The organism is Verrucomicrobiia bacterium (assembly GCA_036268055.1).
Taxonomy (GTDB): Bacteria; Verrucomicrobiota; Verrucomicrobiia; order Limisphaerales; family Pedosphaeraceae; genus DATAUW01.
The window spans coordinates 22,256-42,580 of the sequence record DATAUW010000016.1; the positions used below are offsets into that span (position 1 = coordinate 22,256).

Annotated in this window: 22 protein-coding genes; 14 read left to right on the forward strand and 8 right to left on the reverse strand. The window is 55.3% G+C overall.

The window, feature by feature from the left end; translation table 11 throughout:
• Positions 1 to 12: 12 nt before the first annotated feature.
• The 3 genes from VH413_08885 to VH413_08895 all read left to right on the forward strand — a co-directional run bounded on the left by VH413_08885 (position 13) and on the right by VH413_08895 (position 2,131).
• On the forward strand, positions 13 to 237 hold the full coding sequence (locus VH413_08885; protein ID HEX3798802.1) for a hypothetical protein: 225 nt from the start codon (positions 13 to 15) through the stop codon (positions 235 to 237).
• A gap of 83 nt (positions 238 to 320) precedes the next feature.
• Positions 321 to 1,499, forward strand: coding sequence for a GuaB3 family IMP dehydrogenase-related protein (locus tag VH413_08890; protein HEX3798803.1), 1,179 nt, complete (start codon positions 321 to 323; stop codon positions 1,497 to 1,499).
• Positions 1,500 to 1,537: 38 nt separating this feature from the next.
• Positions 1,538 to 2,131 (forward strand): HupE/UreJ family protein, encoded by a 594-nt coding sequence (locus tag VH413_08895; protein ID HEX3798804.1) that lies wholly within the window; start codon positions 1,538 to 1,540, stop codon positions 2,129 to 2,131.
• An 81-nt stretch (positions 2,132 to 2,212) separates the two neighbouring features.
• On the opposite strand, the gene galE is transcribed toward VH413_08895, so the two are convergent.
• The 3 genes from galE to VH413_08910 all read right to left on the reverse strand — a co-directional run bounded on the left by galE (position 2,213) and on the right by VH413_08910 (position 3,924).
• Complete coding sequence (gene galE, locus VH413_08900) at positions 2,213 to 3,184, reverse strand: UDP-glucose 4-epimerase GalE (GenBank protein HEX3798805.1); 972 nt, start codon at positions 3,182 to 3,184, stop codon at positions 2,213 to 2,215.
• 144 nt (positions 3,185 to 3,328) lie between these two features.
• On the reverse strand, positions 3,329 to 3,640 hold the full coding sequence (locus VH413_08905; protein HEX3798806.1) for a HigA family addiction module antitoxin: 312 nt from the start codon (positions 3,638 to 3,640) through the stop codon (positions 3,329 to 3,331).
• Between the two features lie 2 nt (positions 3,641 to 3,642).
• Positions 3,643 to 3,924, reverse strand: coding sequence for a type II toxin-antitoxin system RelE/ParE family toxin (locus VH413_08910; protein ID HEX3798807.1), 282 nt, complete (start codon positions 3,922 to 3,924; stop codon positions 3,643 to 3,645).
• Positions 3,925 to 4,034: 110 nt separating this feature from the next.
• On the opposite strand from VH413_08910, the gene VH413_08915 reads away from it, so the two are divergent.
• The 7 genes from VH413_08915 (at position 4,035) to VH413_08945 (ending at position 12,085) form a co-directional block, all read left to right on the forward strand.
• A complete protein-coding gene (locus tag VH413_08915) occupies positions 4,035 to 4,619 on the forward strand; it encodes an HAD family hydrolase (protein HEX3798808.1) in 585 nt (194 codons plus the stop codon).
• A gap of 63 nt (positions 4,620 to 4,682) precedes the next feature.
• Positions 4,683 to 5,423, forward strand: a complete 741-nt coding sequence (kdsB, locus tag VH413_08920) for a 3-deoxy-manno-octulosonate cytidylyltransferase (GenBank protein HEX3798809.1) — start codon at positions 4,683 to 4,685, stop codon at positions 5,421 to 5,423.
• 2 nt (positions 5,424 to 5,425) lie between these two features.
• Positions 5,426 to 7,039 (forward strand): CTP synthase, encoded by a 1,614-nt coding sequence (locus VH413_08925; protein ID HEX3798810.1) that lies wholly within the window; start codon positions 5,426 to 5,428, stop codon positions 7,037 to 7,039.
• A gap of 36 nt (positions 7,040 to 7,075) precedes the next feature.
• The gene (locus tag VH413_08930; GenBank protein HEX3798811.1) at positions 7,076 to 8,374 is read left to right on the forward strand and encodes a folylpolyglutamate synthase/dihydrofolate synthase family protein; all 1,299 of its coding nucleotides are present in this window, start codon (positions 7,076 to 7,078) and stop codon (positions 8,372 to 8,374) included.
• 91 nt (positions 8,375 to 8,465) lie between these two features.
• Complete coding sequence (locus tag VH413_08935) at positions 8,466 to 10,538, forward strand: prolyl oligopeptidase family serine peptidase (GenBank protein HEX3798812.1); 2,073 nt, start codon at positions 8,466 to 8,468, stop codon at positions 10,536 to 10,538.
• On the forward strand, positions 10,535 to 11,200 hold the full coding sequence (locus VH413_08940; GenBank protein HEX3798813.1) for an HAD-IA family hydrolase: 666 nt from the start codon (positions 10,535 to 10,537) through the stop codon (positions 11,198 to 11,200). The genes VH413_08935 and VH413_08940 overlap by 4 nt, the downstream gene beginning before the upstream one ends.
• A 165-nt stretch (positions 11,201 to 11,365) precedes the next feature.
• Positions 11,366 to 12,085: a hypothetical protein gene (locus VH413_08945; protein ID HEX3798814.1), complete on the forward strand. Its 720-nt coding sequence runs from the start codon at positions 11,366 to 11,368 to the stop codon at positions 12,083 to 12,085.
• A 33-nt stretch (positions 12,086 to 12,118) separates the two neighbouring features.
• On the opposite strand, the gene VH413_08950 is transcribed toward VH413_08945, so the two are convergent.
• The gene (locus VH413_08950; protein HEX3798815.1) at positions 12,119 to 12,553 is read right to left on the reverse strand and encodes a hypothetical protein; all 435 of its coding nucleotides are present in this window, start codon (positions 12,551 to 12,553) and stop codon (positions 12,119 to 12,121) included.
• Between the two features lie 249 nt (positions 12,554 to 12,802).
• Positions 12,803 to 14,149, reverse strand: a complete 1,347-nt coding sequence (locus VH413_08955; GenBank protein HEX3798816.1) for a Gfo/Idh/MocA family oxidoreductase — start codon at positions 14,147 to 14,149, stop codon at positions 12,803 to 12,805.
• A 370-nt stretch (positions 14,150 to 14,519) separates the two neighbouring features.
• Between VH413_08955 and VH413_08960 the strand changes: the two genes are divergently transcribed.
• Positions 14,520 to 15,299, forward strand: coding sequence for a WecB/TagA/CpsF family glycosyltransferase (locus VH413_08960; GenBank protein HEX3798817.1), 780 nt, complete (start codon positions 14,520 to 14,522; stop codon positions 15,297 to 15,299).
• A 358-nt stretch (positions 15,300 to 15,657) separates the two neighbouring features.
• Here VH413_08960 and VH413_08965 read toward each other — a convergent pair whose 3' ends face one another.
• Entirely contained in the window at positions 15,658 to 16,248 is a 591-nt protein-coding gene (locus tag VH413_08965) for a response regulator (protein HEX3798818.1), read from the reverse strand.
• A gap of 235 nt (positions 16,249 to 16,483) precedes the next feature.
• On the opposite strand from VH413_08965, the gene VH413_08970 reads away from it, so the two are divergent.
• From VH413_08970 to VH413_08980, 3 genes are all read left to right on the forward strand, one after another.
• Entirely contained in the window at positions 16,484 to 17,371 is an 888-nt protein-coding gene (locus VH413_08970) for a mechanosensitive ion channel family protein (GenBank protein HEX3798819.1), read from the forward strand.
• 9 nt (positions 17,372 to 17,380) lie between these two features.
• Complete coding sequence (locus VH413_08975) at positions 17,381 to 17,887, forward strand: hypothetical protein (protein ID HEX3798820.1); 507 nt, start codon at positions 17,381 to 17,383, stop codon at positions 17,885 to 17,887.
• Positions 17,888 to 18,015: 128 nt separating this feature from the next.
• Positions 18,016 to 18,393, forward strand: coding sequence for a hypothetical protein (locus VH413_08980; protein ID HEX3798821.1), 378 nt, complete (start codon positions 18,016 to 18,018; stop codon positions 18,391 to 18,393).
• A gap of 118 nt (positions 18,394 to 18,511) precedes the next feature.
• Here VH413_08980 and VH413_08985 read toward each other — a convergent pair whose 3' ends face one another.
• Entirely contained in the window at positions 18,512 to 19,546 is a 1,035-nt protein-coding gene (locus VH413_08985; GenBank protein HEX3798822.1) for a hypothetical protein, read from the reverse strand.
• A gap of 26 nt (positions 19,547 to 19,572) precedes the next feature.
• The gene (locus VH413_08990) at positions 19,573 to 20,256 is read right to left on the reverse strand and encodes a hypothetical protein (protein HEX3798823.1); all 684 of its coding nucleotides are present in this window, start codon (positions 20,254 to 20,256) and stop codon (positions 19,573 to 19,575) included.
• Between the last annotated feature and the right edge of the window lie 69 nt (positions 20,257 to 20,325).

Here is a 20,325-nt window from a genome sequence, read left to right on the forward strand (position 1 = left end):
TTTCTGAGACGCATGCGCACGGATCATCTCATATTAACTTATGTCGTTTCTTTGCTTGCGGCACTTTCCGGGCTCGCGATATATTCTGAACTTCGCAGCCGGCGTTTCGGCCCGACCTCGAGCGAAGACCATATTTTTCGCTGCAAAAAATGCGGGCTGGTCTATACGGACGATGCCGACGTGGACCGTTCGCGCTGTTCGCAATGCGGACAGGCAAACGACGCCATCAAATTTTAATCGCATTTGCGCGCCGGTTGAAGTGGTGTCAAATTAAAAAAATGGGGCGAATACGCGTCGCCTCGCATCTTTATTCGAAGCTTATGGGAATGTGGATCGGAAGAAATCGCAAAGCCCGTGTCACTTATGGGTTTGATGAAATCGCGCTCGTGCCCGGCGATGTCACCATCAACCCGAACGAGGTGGACACCAGCTTTAAAATTCCCCGCAAGGATGGCAGCCATTTCACGCTCAAAATTCCCATCATGGCCAGCGCCATGGACGGCGTGACGGATGTGAAATTTTGCATTGAGATGGGCAAGCTCGGCGGCCTGGGCGTGATCAATCTCGAAGGCGTGCAGACGCGTTACGAAAATCCTTCCGAAGTTCTCGAGCAGGTCGTAAAGGCGGACAAGGAAGAAGTCACCACGCTAATCCAGAAACTTTATCTTGAACCGATTAAGGAAGAATTGATCGCGCGCCGCGTGGAAGAACTTAAGAAGGCCGGCGTGCTGGCGGCGGTGAGTTCCATTCCGCAGAAGGCGGAGCGGTTTGCGGCCATCGCGCAGGAAGCGGGCGCGGATGTATTTTTCGTGCAATCCACGGTGTCCACCGTTCGCCATATTTCCACGGAATATAAATCACTGGACCTGGCGGCGTTCACCAAGAGCTTGAGCATCCCGGTTTTTATCGGCAACGCGGTCACTTACGACGTGACGCTGGAACTGATGGGTTGTGGGGTGGCGGGCGTGATGATCGGCGTTGGGCCGGGGGCGGCGTGCACGAGCCGGGGCGTTTTGGGATTGGGCGTTCCGCAGGTGACGGCGACGGTGGATTGCGCGGCGGCCCGCGATCAGCATTTTAAAAACACGGGCAAATATGTGCCGATCATCACTGACGGCGGCATGAGCAAAGGCGGCGATGTTTGCAAGGCGCTGGCATGCGGCTCGGATGCCGTGATGGTGGGCAGCGCGTTCGCGCGCGCGAAGGAAGCGCCGGGCAAGGGCAATCATTGGGGCATGGCCACGCCACACGCCAACCTGCCGCGCGGCACGCGCATCAAGGTCGGCTTGAGCGGGTCGCTGAAGCAAATTCTTTTCGGCCCGGCCACCGTGGATGACGGTTCGCAAAATTTAGTCGGCGCGATCACGACGTGCATGGGCAACGTCGGCGCCGCGAGCATCCGCGAATTTCAGGAAACGGAAATCATCATCGCGCCGAGCATCAAGACCGAAGGCAAATTGTTCCAGACCGTCCAAAGCGTCGGCATGGGAACCCGTTGATTTAATTTAATCCGCAACCAACAACCAAATCACCTGTTATGAATACGAAGAACTTGAAATTATCCGCACTGTTCGCCGTTGCCGCGCTGCTGCCTGTGCTCGCGCAAGCGCATCCCGGTCATGGTCCTGCGACGAGTTTCGCCGCCGGCATGAGTCATCCGCTGCATGGACTGGATCATATTCTGGTCATGATCGCGGTCGGTTTGTGGGCCGCGCAAATGGGTGGCCGCGCCTTGTGGGTGGTGCCGACGACGTTCGTCAGTCTCATGACGATCGGCGGCGCGATGGGCATGGCGGGAGTTCATTTGCCGATGGTGGAAACGGGAATTTTGGTGTCGGTGATTGCGATGGGGGTGTTAATCGCGACGGCGGCGCGGCTGCCGATGGCGGTGAGCATGGCGCTGGTGGGGGTGTTCGCGATTTTCCACGGGCACGCGCACGGAACGGAAATTCCGATGGCGGCATCGGGCCTGACTTACGCGTTGGGATTCATCGCGGCGACGGCGTTTCTGCACGCTTGCGGCATTGGACTTGGTTTGCTCGCGCAAAAACGCTTCAGCCCGCCTGCGATTCGTTTTGCGGGAGTGATGATTGTGGTTTGTGGTTTGGGAATGTGGGCGGGGATCATGTAAACGACTGACAATTTAAAATCAAAAACCGCAAGCAAGTGGCTTGCGGTTTTTTTATTTCAAGTTGTCGCGAAAGCTGGCCGCTTAATCTGGATAGCCGTTCGGATGATTCACGTGCCAGTTCCAGGCGGTGCGGATGATGTCTTCGAGCTTGGGATATTTTGGTTTCCAGCCGAGTTCGTTGATGGCCTTGGCCGCGCCCGCGACGAGTTTGGGTGGATCACCCGGGCGGCGCGGTTTTTCGACAACGGGAATTTTTTTGCCGGTGATTTTTTCGCAGGTCTCGATGACCTGGCGCACTGAATAACCATCGCCATTGCCGAGGTTGTAGAATCCTTGTTTGCCGGGAGTCATCGCGAGCATGTGGGCCTGCGCGAGATCCACGATGTGAATGTAATCGCGGATGCACGTGCCGTCGGGCGTGGGATAATCCGTGCCGTAAATCTCGCATTGCTGGGATTGGCCGAGCGGGACTTTGAGGACGTTCGGAATCAGATGCGTCTCGATGCGATGATGTTCGCCGAATTTTTCGCTGGCGCCGGCGGCATTGAAATAGCGAAAGGCGACGAATTCCAAGCCGTGAATTTCGTGATACCACTTGAGCATTTTTTCGAACATCAATTTCGATTCGCCGTAGGGATTGATGGGGCGTTGCGGCAAGTCTTCCGTCATGGGCACGCGATCGGGCGGGCCGTAAGTCGCGCACGTCGAGCTGAAGACGAACTTCTTCACTTTGACTTCGATGGCGGCGTTGAGGAGCGCGAGGCCGTTGACGACGTTGTTCTGAAAATATTTTGCGGGGTTGATCATGGACTCGCCGACGAGCGCGAAGGCGGCGAAATGCAGGATGGCTTCGGGTTGCGCGACTTTGACGGCGGCGAGGATATTTCCGGGTTCGTCCGGGCGGCCGTGAACGAAGGCCGCGCGTGGGTCGAGCGCGGAGCGATGGCCTTCGACGAGGCTGTCATAGACGGTGACCTTGTGGCCCGCGTTAAGCAGTTCTTCCACGCACACTGACCCGATATAGCCCGCGCCGCCGGTGACGAATACGTTCATGGCAAGAGGCTAGTCAGAATATTCGCGTGGCTTAAAGGGAAAAATAAAGGGAGGCGGGCGGGCGAGCGTAAGCGCGAGCCCAAATTAATCTGCCCGGTTGAAAAATGTCACGGCTCGCGAGTACGCTCGCCCTCCCATAGCTGTTCACGCGGCACGCAGTTCTGGCAACGGTTCGATTTCCCGGTCAATCAAAGAGGCTTTGGCATAGCGCACCAACCGCAGGTCGTAATCCGCTTGCAAGCCGGTCCACATTTCCGCGCTCGTTCCAAAATAGCGCGCAAGCCGCAAGGCCGTGTCCGCCGTGATCCCGCGTTTCTCCAAAACAATTTCATTGATGCGGCGGGGAGGCACATGCAGCGCTCGCGCCAAACCATTTTGCGTCAGTCCGCGCGGTTTCATATATTCTTCCAGCAAAATCTCACCGGGATGAATTGGTGGCAGTTTGTTTGGTTTCATAATTAGTGGTAATCAACAATTTCAACGTCAAATGCATCGGCATCCTGCCATAGAAAACAAATCCGCCATTGATCATTTACTCGTATGCTGTGCTGCCCTTTTCGTTTTTCCTGCAAGGCTTCCAAGTGATTTCCATAAGGGGATCGCAAATCATTTAAGGTTCGTGCTTGATTTAACAAAAGCAGCTTGCGCCGCGCCGGCCGCTGAATTTGCGGTGGCAATCGCCGATATGATTGATCGTTGAAAAGCAATTCGGTCTCTTTGCAGGCGAAACTGCGTATCATTGCCACGACTATAACGCTTACCGTTATACCTGTCAATATTTCCATTCTTAGCGGGGTAGATTAATTTGGGCTCGCGAGTACGCACGCCCTCCCATAGTATCTATCACCGCTTGAAAAATGAATTGAGGCCGGCGTTGTTTTTGGATCGGGACGGGACGTTGATCCAGGAGAAGGATCATTTGCACAAGGTCGCGGACGTGCGCATTTTCATCGGTGCGGCAGAGGCGTTGCGGAAATTGCGGGACGCGGGGTTTCTGCTGTTCATCATCACAAACCAATCGGGAGTCGGGCGCGGTTATTTCACGATGGACGACGTGAATGCCGTGCATCGGCATATTGCGGAGGAAGTGGCGAAGGAGGGCGTGCGCTTCGAGAAATATTATGTCGCGCCGGAATTGCCGGGGCAGCCGACGCGCGGGCGCAAGCCGTTGCCGCAATATTTGTATGATGCGCGGGATGAATTTGGGTTGGACCTCGCGCGAAGTTATATGATCGGGGATAAATTGATTGATTTGCAATGCGGGTGGAATGCGGGCGTGCGGAAAAGCATTTTGGTGCGGACGGGTTATGGCGCGGTCCTGGAGAAAAAAACGGGCGAGGAATTAAAAGAGGCGTTGGTGGTGGAGGGAATTGTGGGGGCGGTGGAGTGGATTATGCAGGATTTTAAACGCGGAGGCGCGGAGGCGCGGAGGTAGCAGATGAATGGGAGTTTAAAATCTGTGTTTAACCTCGGCTTCATCTGTGGCTAAATGTCGGGGATGAAAATTGTTGGCATTATTCCGGCCCGCTATGCTTCGACACGCTTTCCCGGCAAGCCGCTCGCGCTGATCGCGGGCAAGCCGCTCATCCAACACGTCGTCGAGCGCTGCCAGCTTGCGAAGTCGTTGAGCGAAGTCATCGTGGCGACGGACGATACGCGCATCTGGGAAGTGGCGCAGGATTTTTGCCGGACAGAGATGACTTCGCCCGATCATCCGAGCGGCACGGATCGTTTGGCGGAAGTCGTGCGCGGCTGCGAGTGCGATGCCATCATCAACATCCAGGGCGACGAACCGCTGATTGATCCGACGGTCATTGACGCCGTGGCGGGCGCACTTTCCGCCAATGAAATGTCCACCGCCGCCACGCGCATCCACGAGACGGGCGAATACGACAATGCGAATGTCGTAAAAGTCGTTGTCAACGCCGCCGGTCGCGCTTTATATTTTTCCCGGCGCACGATTCCGTATGTGCGTGATGCCGCCAGTCGTTCGGTTGCCGATCAACTGGCGGCCTTTCCAGTTTTGAAGCATATTGGCATCTACGGGTATCGGCGGGAGACATTGTTGAAGCTGGTGCAATGCCCGGTTTCGCCGCTCGAAAATGCGGAAAAGCTGGAGCAATTACGGGCGCTGGAAAACGGCATCGCGATTGCGGTCGTGCAGGTGAAATACGACAGCATCGGCGTGGATATGCCTGCGGACGTGGCGCGGGTGGAAGCGATTTTGAACAAGCGTTGACTATGAAATACATTTTTGTAACGGGTGGAGTGGTGAGTTCGCTGGGCAAAGGTCTCACGGCGGCGGCCTTGGGCACGCTGCTCGAAAACCGCGGGCTGCGCGTCACGCTGCAAAAGTTCGACCCTTACCTGAACGTGGACCCCGGCACGATGAGCCCGTATCAGCACGGCGAAGTTTATGTGCTGGATGACGGCGCGGAGACGGATCTTGATCTTGGGCATTACGAGCGCTTCACGAATGTCCAGCTTACCCGCATGAACAACCTGACCAGCGGGCAGGTTTACCAGACGGTGCTTGATAAGGAACGCCGGGGTGATTACCTCGGCAAGACGGTGCAGGTGATTCCGCACGTCACGGATGAAATTAAAAATCGCATTCATGCACTGGCGGAATCCGCGAAGGCGGATGTGACGATCATCGAGATCGGCGGCACGACGGGGGATATTGAAGGATTGCCGTTCCTCGAAGCGATTCGCGAACTCGCGCATGAAGTCGGGTACAGCAATGCCTTGTTTCTGCATGTGACTTACGTGCCGTTCATCAAGGCGGCGGGCGAGTTGAAGACGAAGCCTACGCAACAGTCGGTGGCGAAGCTGCGCGAAATCGGCATCGCGCCGCACATTCTGGTATGCCGCTGTGAATTTCCGCTCGACAAGGATTTGCGCCATAAGATTTCGATGTTCTGCAACGTGCCGTTTGAGGCGGTGATCGAGGAGAAGGACGTTGACCACAGCATTTATGAGTTGCCGCTGATTCTTCAGCGCGAGCGGCTCGATGATTTGGTTTGCCGCCAGTTGCATCTCGACGTGCCGGTGGCGAACATGGCGCACTGGCAGGAGATCATCCGCAAATTGATTGCGCCGCGGCATCGCGTCCGCATCGGCGTGGTCGGCAAATACATTGAATTGAACGACGCCTACAAATCGGTTTATGAAGCGATCATTCACGGCGGCATCGCGAACGATTGTGGCGTGGAAATCCACAAGGTGGATGCCGAGGCGATCGAACGCGAAGGCCCGGACAAAATTTTGAAGGGGCTGGGCGGCATCCTCGTGCCGGGCGGTTTCGGCGAACGCGGTATTGAGGGCAAAATCATGGCGGCGAAATATGCGCGCGAAAATAATGTGCCGTACTTGGGGCTTTGCCTGGGCATGCAGATCGCGACGATTGAATTCGCGCGCAACGTGCTCAAGCTGGAGAAGGCGCACTCGACAGAATTTGACGCGACGACTCCGCATCCCGTGATCGCGCTGCTGGATGAACAAAAGAAAGTCGCCAAGAAAGGCGGCACCATGCGGCTCGGTTCGCAGGCATGCCAGTTGGATGTCGGCACCGTCGCGGCGACGCTTTACGGCGCGTTCGTCATCAATGAGCGCCATCGGCATCGCTACGAATTCAACAACGCGTATCGCGACCGTTTTGCGAAGGCGGATTTTGTGTTCAGCGGCAATTCGGCGGATGGGAAATTGGTGGAAGTCATCGAACTGCCGAAGCATCCATTTTTCATTGCGTGCCAATTTCATCCCGAGTTCCACAGCAAGCCGCACAAGCCGCATCCGTTGTTTCGCGGATTTATTTCCGCTGCGCATAATTACATGCACAACCGCCCGTTTTGATTCGGGACCAGGGGAAAATCGGCGTCTAATCCTGACATGACAACCAGGGAGAGCTATTCGGACGCAATCAAGTTTCTCTACGATTTGCAGTTGTTCGGCACGGCGCTTGGGCTGGAGCGAGCGACGAAACTTGCGAAACTTGCGGGCGATCCGCAGCGGCATTTGCGCTTCATCCATGTCGCGGGCACGAATGGGAAAGGCTCGACCTGCGCGATGCTCGAGAGCATTTACCGCCACGCCGGCTTGCGCGTGGGATTGTTCACGTCGCCGCATCTCGTGGCGTTTGGCGAACGCATCCAGGTCAATCGCGAGATGATCAGTGAGGCGGACATCGTGCGATTGGTTGGCGAGATGAAGGCGCTGCTTGGGCAATTTGGCGCGGAGGAACATCCCACTTTTTTCGAAGTCGTCACCGTCATGGCGCTGAAATATTTTGCCGAGCAGAAATGCGATCTGGTGATTTGGGAAACCGGTTTGGGCGGGCGGCTCGATGCGACCAATATTGTGACACCGCTGGTCAGCGTTATCACGAACATCCAATTCGATCATCAGGCGTGGCTGGGCGATACGCTGGCGAAAATCGCGGCCGAAAAAGCGGGCATCATCAAGGCGCGTGTGCCGGTCGTGACGGCGGTGGATGAGCGCGAAGCCTTTCGGGTTTTGTTTGAAGTCGCGCGGCAAAATGAAGCGCCGTTCTGGCTGATCACGTGGACGCAAAGCGAGTTTCCGCCATTGAGAGGTTTGGAGTTGCCGCTGCTGGGCGAGCATCAACGGTTGAACGCGGCAGTCGCGACCTACGCCGTGCGCGCGGTGGGAAATCGAATTGCGGTGAGCGACGATGACATTCGCGCGGGTCTGCTGGCGGTGCGATGGCCGGGGCGGTTGCAGTTGATTGAGCGCGCGGGCGGCAAAAAGTTTTTGCTGGATGGCGCGCATAACATCGGCGGCGCGGAATCATTGCGGATGGCGTTGCAAACTTATTTCGCAACGCAAAGTCCAACGCTCGTGCTCGGCATGCTGCGGGACAAAGATTGCCGGGAGGTTTGCAATATTCTCGTGCCGCTGGCGAAACGGATTTTGCTGGCGCCGGTGCGGAGCCAGCGCACAGCGGCGGCCAATGAGTTGGCGAAAATGTGCCGTGAGGCAAATGCCTCAGCGGAAGTGATCGAAACGAATTCGCTGGCGGAGGCGTTGACGCTGGCGGAGCCGGATGAGTTTGTGGTGATCGCGGGTTCGCTTTATCTGATTGGCGAAGCGATGGAAATGTTTAAACTGGGGCCGTCCAAGTCCAGCGATGAGCGCGGCTTGAACGAATGGGGAACACGGGGGAACTGATATGAAAATATATAAATTATTAAATTCAGGCTCGCTGCTCGCCGCGGTAGTTGTATTGGGCGGTTGCGCGGGCCATATAACAGAAAGATCCATGCCCGCACTTCTTTATCCGGTCACCGCCCGCACCAATCAGGTGGATAATTATCACGGCACACTCGTGGCCGATCCGTATCGCTGGCTCGAGGACGACAATGCCGAAGCCACCAAAGCGTGGGTCGAGGCCGAGAACAAAGTGACGTTCGACTTCCTCGGAAAAATTCCCCAGCGCGCCGCGATCAAGCAGCGGCTTACGCAACTTTGGAATTATGAACGCTTCGGCGTGCCGATGAAACAGGGCGGACGCTATTTCATCACGCGCAACAACGGCCTGCAAAATCAGGCGGTGCTTTATACGATGACCTCGCTGGAGGCCGCGCCGGTTTTGTTGCTCGATCCGAACACGCTTTCCACCGATGGAACCGTATCGCTGGCCGGTTACTCAATCAGCGACGATGGGAACCTGATGGCTTACGGGCTGGCGCGCGCGGGTTCGGATTGGGAGGAGTGGCACGTGCGCGACGTGCGGACGGGGCAGGATTTGAAGGACGAAATTCATTGGGTGAAATTTTCCGGCGCTTCGTGGCGGAAGGACGGCGAGGGATTTTATTACAGCCGTTACGACGAACCGGCGGCGGGCAACGCGCTCAAGGGCGTGAACTATTTTCACAAACTTTATTACCATCGCCTTGGCACGCCGCAAGCGGATGATCATTTGATCTACCAGCGCCCGGATCACAAGGATTGGAATTTCAATGGCGGCGTCACCGATGACGGGCACTATCTGATCATTGACGCGTCGGAAGGCACGGACACGCGCAACCGGGTTTTTTATCTCGACCTGCAAAAACCGGGGAGCGAAGTCGTCGAGTTGTTGAACGAATTCGATGCGGCGTATCACTTCGTAGATAACGTCGGCACGGTTTTCTATTTCAACACGGACTTGAACGCGCCGCGCGGTCGCATCATCGCGATTGATATTGCGCAACCGGAGCGGGTGAACTGGCGGGAACTCGTGCCGCAATCGCCGGACCGGCTGGAAGGCGTGTCGCTGGTGGACGATCAATTTATCGCGACGTATCTGAAGGATGCACGGTCGGAGGTGAAAATTTTCAAACGTGATGGCGCGTTTATTCGCACGGTGGATTTGCCGGGGCTGGGAACAGTCGGCGGTTTTGGCGGCAAGCGCGGCGACACGGAAACTTTTTACGCTTTCACGAGTTTCACGACGCCCACGAGCATTTACCGGTATGATTTGACCGAGGAAAAAAGCTCGATCTTCAAGCAGCCGCACGTGGCGTTCTCGCCGGACGATTATGAGACGAAACAAATTTTTTATCACAGCAAAGACGGCACGCGCGTGCCGATGTTCATCACTTACAAAAAAGGACTGAAGCTGGACGGAAAAAATCCGACGTATCTTTATGGGTACGGCGGTTTCGACATCAGCATCACGCCGAGCTTCAGCCCGGCGACTCTCGATTGGATGGAGATGGGCGGCGTGTTTGCGGTGGCGAATATTCGCGGCGGCGGCGAATACGGCGAAGAGTGGCATCACGGCGGGATGAAATTGAAGAAGCAAAATGTGTTCGATGATTTCATCGCGGCGGCGGAATGGCTGATCGCGAATCATTACACGGAGACGCCCAAGCTGGCGATTGGCGGCGGGAGCAACGGCGGGTTGCTGGTGGGCGCGTGCCTGACGCAGCGGCCGGATTTATACGGCGCGGCGCTGCCTTCGGTGGGCGTGATGGACATGCTGCGGTTTCATAAATTCACGATCGGCTGGGCGTGGACTTCGGATTATGGGTCGTCGGACGACCCGGAATATTTTAAGACGTTGTATGCGTATTCGCCGCTGCATCACATCAAGCCGGGCACAAAATATCCGGCGACGTTGATCACGACGGGCGACCATGACGATCGCGTGGTGCCGGCGCATAGTTTTAAATTCGCGGCGACGTTGCAGGCGGCGCAGTCGGGCCCAAAACCGATTTTGATCCGCATCGAAACGCGGGCGGGACATGGCGCGGGAAAACCGACTTCAAAAGTGATCGAGGAATCGGCGGACAAGTGGGCGTTCCTGGTGGAGGAGCTTCACATGCACCCGGAAAATCTGGCGAAATGAGTCCGGTGACGGAAGTGAGGGCGGTGACGTTTGACGCGGGCGGGACGCTGATCCAGCCGTGGCCATCGGTCGGGCATGTTTATGCGGAAATCGCGGCGCGGCATGGGCATAAGTTTCCGGGGGCGTTGTTGGATCAGCGATTCGCGAAGGTGTGGCGCGGGTTGAAAAATTTCAATCATGGCCGTGACGAATGGGCGGCGCTGGTGGACCAGACGTTTTCGGGTTTGCTGGAGCCGTTGCCGAGCGAGACTTTTTTTTCGGAGTTGTATGATCGTTTTGCCGAGGCGGAAGCGTGGCGGATTTTTGACGATGCGAAACCGGCGCTCGACGCACTGGCGGCGCGAGGAATCGCACTGGCGATCATTTCGAATTGGGATGAGCGTTTGCGGCCATTGCTGGATAAGTTAAAACTCGCGAAATATTTTGATACAATCGTCATTTCGGCGGAGATCGGTTTTCCGAAACCTTCACCGGTGATTTTTGAGCATACGGCGAAGAAGCTGGGGCTGGCGCCGGAATTTATTTTGCACGTGGGAGACAGTTGCGAACACGACAAGGACGGAGCGGTGGCGTCGGGTTACCAGTATCGCGTGATTGACCGGCAACTGGAAGACCCGCGCGAGGGACATATCAAATCGCTGGCGGAGCTTTGGGAGGTTTAGGGAGACGCTGAGAAAGCCGAGTGTCAATTTCAATTTTTAAGGCTGGAAGAAAATCTGTTCGGTATCAGTTGCACGTGCAGATTCTGCACTGGGTTTGACATCCGGAGTCAGGCTCGTCTTGAATTTTTCATTGTCCGTTGCCACAGCCCGTGTTATCGGACGGACATGAAAGTTTCACAAGAAACCATCATCAAGGGCCGTGCAAAATTCTCCCGAGGAAGGTCGTCGTTCGTGGTGATTTTCGGGGTGATGCTGGTGGTCTTCGGTGTGATTTTGATCACGATTGGCCACGACGTTGTCGGGCAAAGATCGTATGATATGCCTTGGAAGGCGTCGCGCAGCGTTTTCGCTGGGCTCGGCACTATCCAGTCAACAAGCGGAGTCGCACACTTTCAGAGCAGCAACGCGGTGCGCATGGGCGTGGGTTTTGCGCTGTTTGGAGCGTTGCTGGCGCTTTGGGGGGTAATAGTTCTCTGGGACGTGTTCCGTCCGTCGAGGCCGGAGGTAGAAAAAACTGCAAGGCCGCAGGGCGCCGGTTTGGTACTGGGCATTGCCTCGCTCATCATGCTCGTGGCGGCTCAAGCGTGTTTTTTTCCAGTGTGGCAGACCGAGGGGCTTGTGTTCTGGTGCATAGTTGTGGGAATGCCAGTGATTACCGGATTGTTCAAGCGAGCGGGAAAAACCGGATGGGGAGGGCGGCTATTTATCGCGTTGGTTGTCCTCGCGGTCCTGATCCCCGCTCCGAGAATATCATTTGCGGTTGTGACGGGCATTTTCGGCAGCCTTTTTTGCATCGCGCATCTTATGTTTCTTTTCCCTGACTTTTGTTCGGAAGAAGACCGTCCATCGGGCCATAACTGTTCATCTGGTGCGACGCTGCTGTAATCGCGAGCAGCAGCCTATCTAAAAACGGGGCGATCAAGCCGCGTTTCTGCCGGCTATCGCTGTGCCGATGGCGAGGTCAAATGCCTTCGCCTCCGTGTAGATGAACATTTTCTCTTCCACCTCGGCAAAGCGCCGGACGAAACTTGCTGTCAGACGAATAAAGCGGGAACCGCACAATATGTGAACGGCGTCCAGCTTCGTGCGATTCTCCTGTATCCAATATGCCCACGTGGCGCTGACTTCCACGGACGCTCCAGGCACTTTTCGACCGTCCACGAACAAGGTCATTGAGTCCCGTTGGGCCAAGTATTCGGAAAGAGCTTTTACCGGGGCATCGCCGAATTCGCCGACATCATGCCCATGAAAAGTAGCGAGGCAAACACCGAGCGTGGGAAAGGTGATGCGCAGCTTACAATGAATGCCCTCAAAGACTAATTGCTCGCGCTCATCATTTGAGAGAACAGTCATGGGGAATACACTTTCATAATCGGCTTAGCAGTTCAATCTTGCTTTGGCGAAATGTTTTTGGGGATTAGATTTTGGAAAAATCGCGGCGTGAATTAAAAAGCCAGGCTCCTCCTCACCCCGGCCCTCTCCTCCAATTCGCGGAGGCGAGGGAATGAATGGCTTTAGGTTTGGTTATGCGGCGGGTGCGGGTGGCTGCGCTTTTTTAGTCACGGCTCGCGAGTACGCTCGCCCTCCCAGTATAGTTTTTGATCAGACGGTGGTGACTTCGGGGTGTTGCCAGGGGGCGCGGTAGGGGCGGCGGAGGAGTTGGTTGGCGTCGTCGTCGTTGAGAATTTTGCCGGTGGTGGCGTCCCACGCGAGGGTGCGGTTGAGCTTCATGGAAAGATTGGCGAGGATGCAGGTGGCGCTGGAGATGTAGCCTTCCTCGATGTCCGCGACGGGGCGTCCGCGGGTGGCGATGCAACTCAGCAAATCTTTCATGTGATAGCGAACGGCGGGGGCGACGTGTTTCTCCAAATCCTTTTCGGTTTTGTCTTCGGGATATTGTTCCAACTCGAACGTGACGTCTTTGTGAATGGTTTCGCCGCCGTTGTGGGGGATGAAATCATAACTCCACACGCTGGTTTTTAAGGTGCCTTTGTCGCCGTAGAAAATTGCGGCCCACGGATATTTGGGATCGGGCGCTTCGCCCCAGGTGCGGTGCTGCCAGACCATTTGCAGGTCGCCGTAATCGAAGGTGGCGGTTTGGGTATCGGCGATGTTGGCCTTGCTGGCTTTGCTCATGATGATGCCGCCGGAGGAACTGACGGTCTTCGGCCAGCCGAGGTCGAGCATCCAGCGGGCGAGGTCGAGCATGTGGACGCACATATCGCCGACGGTTCCGTTGCCGTATTCCATGAATTGCCGCCAGTTGCGCGGATGGATCATGCGGTTGAACGGGCGCATGGGGGCGGGGCCGGTCCACATTTCGTAATTCAAATAATCGGGCGGGGCGATGTCGGGCGGGTTGTCGTTCGGATTTTTGCCGTAGTAACAGCAGAGTTCGACGTGGCCGATTTTTCCGAGTTTGCCGGTCTTGATGATGTTCTCGCGCGCCTCGATCAAGTGGGGTGTGCTGCGGCGTTGCGTGCCGACCTGGACGACGCGGCCGTGTTTACGCGCGGCGGCGAGCATGGCCTGGCCTTCGACGATGTCCGCGCTGACGGGTTTTTGAACGTAAATATCCGCGCCGGATTGAACGGCGGCGATCATCGCGAGGGCGTGCCAGTGGTCGGGCGTGCCGATGAGGACGACGTCGAGATCTTTTTCGCGGAGCATGTCGCGGTAATCGCCGTAGGTTCGCGGTTTCTTTTTTGAAAGCTGGCGTGAGGCGACGAGGTCGGCGGCGTTGCCGAGCATTTGGGAATCCACGTCGCAGAGGGAAACGACTTCGACGGGGGCGACCTGGATGAGGCGCAGGAGATCAATTTTGCCATACCAGCCGCAGCCGATGAGGCCGACGCGTTTTTTCTGATCGGCGAAGTCAGCGGCGTAATTGGTGAGGGTGGAAAGCGCGAGGCCGGCCGCGCCTGCCTGGAGGAATTTTCGCCGGTTCATGGAGGGAGTGTGAAATGGGTGGGGAAGTTCGTCAAGGGTTGGGAAGTGTGGAGTGCGGAGTGCGGAGTGCGGAATTGGGGATGGTGTGTGTGGAAGTTGGGATTGAGGGCGTACGCGACGGGGTGATGTGCGGGTTTGCCTCGCTGCGCTCGGATAGTTTTTTTGCGCGGAGGGTGAAATCCCTCGGCTGACGCCGAGGGTTAATGAGAAGCGGTGGGTTTGGCGGGTCTATGGACAGGTTGTGAGCGGCAATCTTTTTTTGAGTTGCTGCGGGTCGCAGACCCGCGGTCCGCAGGGAAAGGTTGTAGTTGTGTCTTGAAACGGCGGGGGGATTGGGCGCAGGATGAGGGTTTATCACGGTGAATTTTTTATGGCGGATTTGAGGCCTTTTGAACGGGTGAATGTTTTGGGTGTGGGCTTGAGCGCGATCAATTTGAAGCTCGCGCTCTTGGCTATCGCGCGGGCGCTCAAGGAGAAAACCAAGGGCTATATTTGCGTGACGGGCGTGCATGGGGTGATGGAATCGCAGAAGGACGCGAAGTTGCGCGGGATTTTGAATCGCTCGTTTTTAAATACGCCAGATGGCATGCCGATGGTGTGGATGGGCAAGCTCAATGGGCATCGCGAAATGGATCGGGTGTATGGGCCAGACCTGATGCTGATGGTGTGTGAGTTCGCGCGGGACAATGGTTACAGCCATTTTCTGTATGGCGGCGGGCCGGGATTGGCGGAGGAGTTGAAGGGGAGTTTGGAGAAAAAATTTCCGGGGATAAAAATCGCGGGGACTTACACGCCGCCGTTTCGGCCGTTGAATGACGCGGAGGAGAAGGATTTGATTCGCATGGTGAATGACGCGAAGCCGGACATCATTTGGGTGGGCTTGAGCACGCCGAAGCAGGAACGGTTCATGGCGCAGTACCAGGATAAATTCGCGGCGACGCTGATGTTCGGCGTGGGGGCGGCGTTTGATTTTCACGCGGGCCGGGTGAAGCAGGCGCCGCGGTGGATGCAACGGAGCGGGCTGGAATGGTTTTTTCGTTTGTGCTGCGAGCCGAAGCGTTTGTGGCGTCGGTATTTTAGGAATAATCCGTTGTTTGCGTGGGGGGTTTTTTGCCAGTGGACGGGGTTGAAGAAGTATGTGGTGGAGTAGGAGGGAAGTTTTCAGTTTCAAGTTTTCAGTTTTCAGTTGGGAAAAGTGAATGGTTGGGTGACTTGAGGCGGGAGGCGCGGGAAACCGCTGAAGCGGTTTGGGTTCTTTATTGCGGTGGTTCCACGTGAGGATTTCTTTCGTCCCTGCGGGACTTGAGTTGAACGGGATTAAAACCCACCACTAAAGTGGTGGGCAAATATCTGTCGTCCCTATGGGACTTCGGACGGCGGAGCGGCAGCTCCGCCCTACCAAGTTAGTGGAAGGGGTGGCGGCGCGGTTGCGCCGCGGGGGATTGGTCGCGCTCGGCGCTCCGCGACTGCGGCTAATTTTCGTCAACTCCTATTCGATACGGAAATTTTTAGGCCAAACTTTTGGTGAGTTGGGTCAGGCGGGTGACGGATTCGTTGATGTGGCGGGCGTGGGCGAGGACGGTTTCGGGCGGCAGGGCGGAGTATTCGCGGATCATGGCGGCGGTGAGGCCCATGATGCCGTCGAGCGGGCCGGTTATTTCCTGGGTGAGGAGGTGGACGACGTCGGTGCGCAATTTATCGGCGCGTTTGTACATTTCCGATTTCAATTCGGATTGGCGCGCGAGGCGGATGGTGACGGCTTCGAGGAGTTCTTCGGGCGCGAACGGTTTGGTGAGGTAATCGTCCGCGCCGGAGGACATGCCGCGGCGAAAATCGTGGCGGTCCATCGCGGCGGTGAGAAAAATAAAGGGCGTGCTCGCGAGCACGGGATGTTCGCGAATGGCGGCGAGGGTGCGGTAGCCATCCATGCCGGGCATGCGGACATCGCAGATGATGAGGTCGGGCGGTTGGGCGAGGGCGAGTTGAAGGCCGGTTTCGCCGTCGGTGGCTTCGCGGGTGGCGAAGCCGAAATTGTGGAGGGTTTCGACGACGACGGAACGGATGTCGTTGGTGTCATCAATGACTAAAATATTCGGCATATAAAAATCAGTCTAACTGTTCCTCGCCGGGTTGTGGGCGCAAGTGCTTACCACGAAGCATGCCAACGGTTCGGGGGAGTAGAATATGTCGGATTTTGTGGACATTGGGTTTTGGGGTGCATAGTTGTGGAGTGGAGTTTGTCTCGAATTAGGACTGGTCTGATCCTATTTGAACCGCGGAGGCGCGGAGAAAGAAGCGCAGGTATGATATTTCAATCTGAGACGAGCGAGTTTTGTGTGGCTTGAGGTTTTGGCGGATGTCGGTAGTGTGGTGGCGGCTGAGTGGCCGAATGGAATGGAACGAGATTTTTCTACGTTGTGGGACGAGTTGTTTAGCACGAATACGCTTTATGGCGATATTTTGTGGGCGGTGGTCATTGGATTTATCGCGTGGTCGGTGGGGCGGGCGTCGGGTTTGATGTTTCAACGGATGCAGCAGCATCCGAAATATATGCCGTCGGACCGGACGGCGATCGGGTTTCTGGCGCAGTTCGCGCGGTTGTGCATTTACATGTTCGCGTTCGTGACGTGGGCGCAACTCATCCCGGCGTTGAAGGGGATCGGCACGGCGTGGCTGGCGAGCGTGGGGGTGGTGTCGGTGGTGCTGGGTCTCGCGGCGCAAAATACTTTGGGGAATCTGATCGCGGGGATCGCGCTGATATTGTATCGCCCGTTCAACATTGGCGACCGGTTGCAGGTGACGGCGCCGTCGGGTTTGGAAACGGGGATCGTGGAGAGTTTGAATTTGGGTTACACGGTGTTGCGGACGGCGGACAACCGGCGCATCGTGATTCCGAACAGCGCGATGGCGAGCCAGACTTCGGTGAATCTTTCGCTGACGGATGAGCGGACGATTTGCCTGGTTCCGTTTCGGTTGACGCACGAGGCGGATGTGGATAAGGCGCGAAAGATTCTGGTGGATCTGGCGAATCAAACTCAGCGGGTGTTGGAGGTGCAGAGTTGTCCGATGACGGATTTGAGCAGCACGAGTGTGACGCTGACGTTGCGGGTATGGGTCGCGGACCCGAAGGCGGCGACGGAGGTGAAGAATGAATTGTTGGAGGCGGGGAAGCGGAAGTTTGGGGAGGCGGGGGTGGAGTTGTTTAGGTTTAAGGGGGTGTAGGGGTTTAGTTTGAAAGATCAATCATCAATTAAATCGATCGGGCTCCGATTAGTCATCGGTATTATTTTATTATTGGGTTTCGTTTTTTCTAATTTTATTTGGCCGTGGTGGCCGCCTAATTGGATTGAGCGGCGTGAGCAACGAGAAATAGTTACGGCGCGAGTTCAGTCGGCTGGAGGATGGGATGCGATCCGGCAAGGTTGTATTAGTTTGGCGGTTCAGAATACGAATGGCTTTTTTTCGCATCTGCCGGACACAAATAGGTTGCCGCCGTCCATTGCCGCGCTCGCGCCATCCTATATTGAATACCTACCTGAGCGAGGGTGCGTAAGGCTCACTATTTTCGGCATGCATCGAACTGGCGGGCATTCGACTCCCTATTTTGCCCTTGAGGTTGACACGTCATCTAAAAGTCTGGAACACATTCCGGGTTCTGGATATAGCGGCGGTGGTGTGATTGGAAATTACTACTCAACTTACCGTCAGATTGCGGACGGAGTGTATGAGGTTTATTAAGGAAAGAAACAGGGCGAAGGCTGGTCGGAATGTGTGAGGTGTGTGAAAGGGCGGTAAACGCGCCTTGAGGCGCGCCTCGCTTCGCTCTATATAGTGGGTAATTTTTTTGGCGACTAACTTATAAAGTCATGCTTTTGTATTTTGTAATAATGTTTTTTTTCCCGATTGCTCTGCTGGCTATCTTAACATTCGGGCTTATGAGGCTCTTGTGTACGCGCGGGCCAGGTAATATTATTCCCGGTCTATTGTTTGGTTTGCCGACGATTTACTTATGTTTTTCGTATCTGACTTTTTGGATGGTAACCGATGGTTATGCAGTAGGGAGTCTTGCAATTCCACTTTTAATTATTGGCGGGTTGGTGGTGTGGCGGGGCTTTCGCACTGGCCGGAAACGCAGGGATATTTTTTCAGCGGTGGTTATATTCGGTTGTTTAATTGCAGGTAGTTTTGTGGCTATTGAGTGTCCTGAAATTGCGAGGACAATGTTTTTGCCGTTTTTTCTGTAGGTAATAAACAGAGCAACGCAAATGCGAGCGGTAACAAAGCAAAGAGACTAGAGCGTATCTGCTGACTATTTCTATGTCGGCTAAGCTATCGGCTGGCAACGGTAAACTCGAGAAACGGTTAAAACCGTTTCTTATATGCGCGCGCGACGTTTTTCCCCCAACTGAAGTTGGGGGTTAATGAGAAGCGTTGGGCGAGTGGGTGAGCAGTAGTTCCAGATGGAAATTTCTTTCGTCCCTGCGGGACTTGGTTTGTAAGGAATTTGGACCCAGCCATAAATGGCTGGGCTAAGGTCGGTCGTCCCTGGCGGGACTTTGAGGGCGGGATGGGATGGGAGTTTTGTGGCGGTTGGTGGTGTACGGGCTTGCTTCGCTGCGCTCGGGATAGTTTTTGGGATTGATGGCTGTTTCTCTGGGCTGAAGCCGGAGTTAATGAGAAGCGGTGGAGGCCGCTTGGGTGTTTGCGTCTATTGATGGCGAGAAGGCTCGCACTACATAATAGTAAAGACCAAGTAGCTGGTTCGGGAACGGGGTTTGGTGAAAAGACGATTGAATCGAGATTCAAGCCATTATCAGCGCCAAATCCTTGCAGAGCACTGGGAACAGTAAATTTAAGTTCTTGTACAGTTCCTGCCAAAGCAGAAATATTCGCACCATACAAAGTATAATTTGGACTGTTAAGAACCGGTCCGGTTGCTATGGCATAAAAGGTTATGTTTTCACCTCCCAACGATAGAAGCACCGGTCCTTGTGAAGGATCCAACACGGCCTTGAACTGAATTGACATCGTTCCGGCCGGCACCAAACCAGTCTGACTAATAGAAGCGTCAAGGGCTGTCACTCCTCCTTGCAGAATAACACCAAAATTTCCTTCGATACAATTAACGCCATAAGGATCGTTTGATCCTATCAGCGTTACGGCGGTAGATCCCAACGACTCATCATCATAGTTAATTTGAGACTGCTGGGCGGATCCGAATTGCATGGTCCAGCCGGGAAGGGCGATTCCGACCGCCAATAGAGACGGTTGGTTGTTAGGAACGATTTTCGCCGATTCAAAGTCGAGGTTTTGAAAAGCACCTTGACCGGCGGAACGTAAGGCTGGGGAAATTATTGCGACCAGCATGCCAAGAAAAATTGGTTTCATGCTGATCACGTTGATGGTTTAGAGTTCACTTTTTATTATTTCAATCGCCTGATGGCGAGAAGGCTCGCACTGCATAGTAGCAAAGACCAAATGGTTGGTTCGGGAACGGCGTTTGGTGAAAAGACGATTGAATCGACGGGAAAGCCGTTGAAGGCATCGGTGGGAGTAGGCAAAGCGCTAATGGCTAACTCTTGGGTGGTGCCGATTAGTCCGGTCGGAATCACGCCGCCGTATAAGGTGTAGTTTGGATTTTCGGCCAATGGGCTCATCGTAATTTCCTGACCGCCCAAGGTGACTTCATATCCGGTAGTGCCCGGGCCGAATTTCATCTGGATTGATTTCGCAGTGGAAGGCACAAAACCAGTTTGTTCTATGGTGGCGGGCACATGAGTTCCAGAGCCGCCCGCTTGAAGGACAGCGGTATAGTTTCCTTCTATGACTCCGCCGGGCCCATTTCCGAAGTTTGGTCCGAGAATATCAACTTCCGGGTCGCCGGTGCTCGCATTGTTTTGCAAAACTTGCGATGCCTGGGAGGAACCGAGGAAAACTGTCCAGCCTGGAAGCGCTGCACTTACGGGAACAAAGCTTCCAACTTGACCTTGCGGAATGGGTGATAAATTGGCGGATTCGAAACCTAGATTTTGAAAGGTGCCTTGGCCGCTGCAACACGATACGGAGAAGGTTATCGCAATCAAAATACAAAGATAAGTTGATTTCATTTAAAGCACCTCGGTGTTGGCGTTAGTTTGCGCCGGTTAAGCATTTGGTGAAAGGAAATTCTTCACGTT

Bases quoted from the DNA above. Each gene is read 5' to 3' on its own strand.
- VH413_08885 (HEX3798802.1), top strand. From the start codon at position 13: ATGCGCACGGATCATCTCATATTAACTTATGTCGTTTCTTTGCTTGCG.
- VH413_08890 (HEX3798803.1), top strand. From the start codon at position 321: ATGGGAATGTGGATCGGAAGAAATCGCAAAGCCCGTGTCACTTATGGG.
- VH413_08895 (HEX3798804.1), top strand. From the start codon at position 1,538: ATGAATACGAAGAACTTGAAATTATCCGCACTGTTCGCCGTTGCCGCG.
- galE (HEX3798805.1), bottom strand. From the start codon at position 3,184: ATGAACGTATTCGTCACCGGCGGCGCGGGCTATATCGGGTCAGTGTGC.
- VH413_08905 (HEX3798806.1), bottom strand. From the start codon at position 3,640: ATGAAACCAAACAAACTGCCACCAATTCATCCCGGTGAGATTTTGCTG.
- VH413_08910 (HEX3798807.1), bottom strand. From the start codon at position 3,924: ATGATACGCAGTTTCGCCTGCAAAGAGACCGAATTGCTTTTCAACGAT.
- kdsB (HEX3798809.1), top strand. From the start codon at position 4,683: ATGAAAATTGTTGGCATTATTCCGGCCCGCTATGCTTCGACACGCTTT.
- VH413_08925 (HEX3798810.1), top strand. From the start codon at position 5,426: ATGAAATACATTTTTGTAACGGGTGGAGTGGTGAGTTCGCTGGGCAAA.
- VH413_08930 (HEX3798811.1), top strand. From the start codon at position 7,076: ATGACAACCAGGGAGAGCTATTCGGACGCAATCAAGTTTCTCTACGAT.
- VH413_08935 (HEX3798812.1), top strand. From the start codon at position 8,466: ATGCCCGCACTTCTTTATCCGGTCACCGCCCGCACCAATCAGGTGGAT.
- VH413_08940 (HEX3798813.1), top strand. From the start codon at position 10,535: ATGAGTCCGGTGACGGAAGTGAGGGCGGTGACGTTTGACGCGGGCGGG.
- VH413_08945 (HEX3798814.1), top strand. From the start codon at position 11,366: ATGAAAGTTTCACAAGAAACCATCATCAAGGGCCGTGCAAAATTCTCC.
- VH413_08950 (HEX3798815.1), bottom strand. From the start codon at position 12,553: ATGACTGTTCTCTCAAATGATGAGCGCGAGCAATTAGTCTTTGAGGGC.
- VH413_08955 (HEX3798816.1), bottom strand. From the start codon at position 14,149: ATGAACCGGCGAAAATTCCTCCAGGCAGGCGCGGCCGGCCTCGCGCTT.
- VH413_08960 (HEX3798817.1), top strand. From the start codon at position 14,520: ATGGCGGATTTGAGGCCTTTTGAACGGGTGAATGTTTTGGGTGTGGGC.
- VH413_08965 (HEX3798818.1), bottom strand. From the start codon at position 16,248: ATGCCGAATATTTTAGTCATTGATGACACCAACGACATCCGTTCCGTC.
- VH413_08980 (HEX3798821.1), top strand. From the start codon at position 18,016: ATGCTTTTGTATTTTGTAATAATGTTTTTTTTCCCGATTGCTCTGCTG.
- VH413_08990 (HEX3798823.1), bottom strand. From the start codon at position 20,256: ATGAAATCAACTTATCTTTGTATTTTGATTGCGATAACCTTCTCCGTA.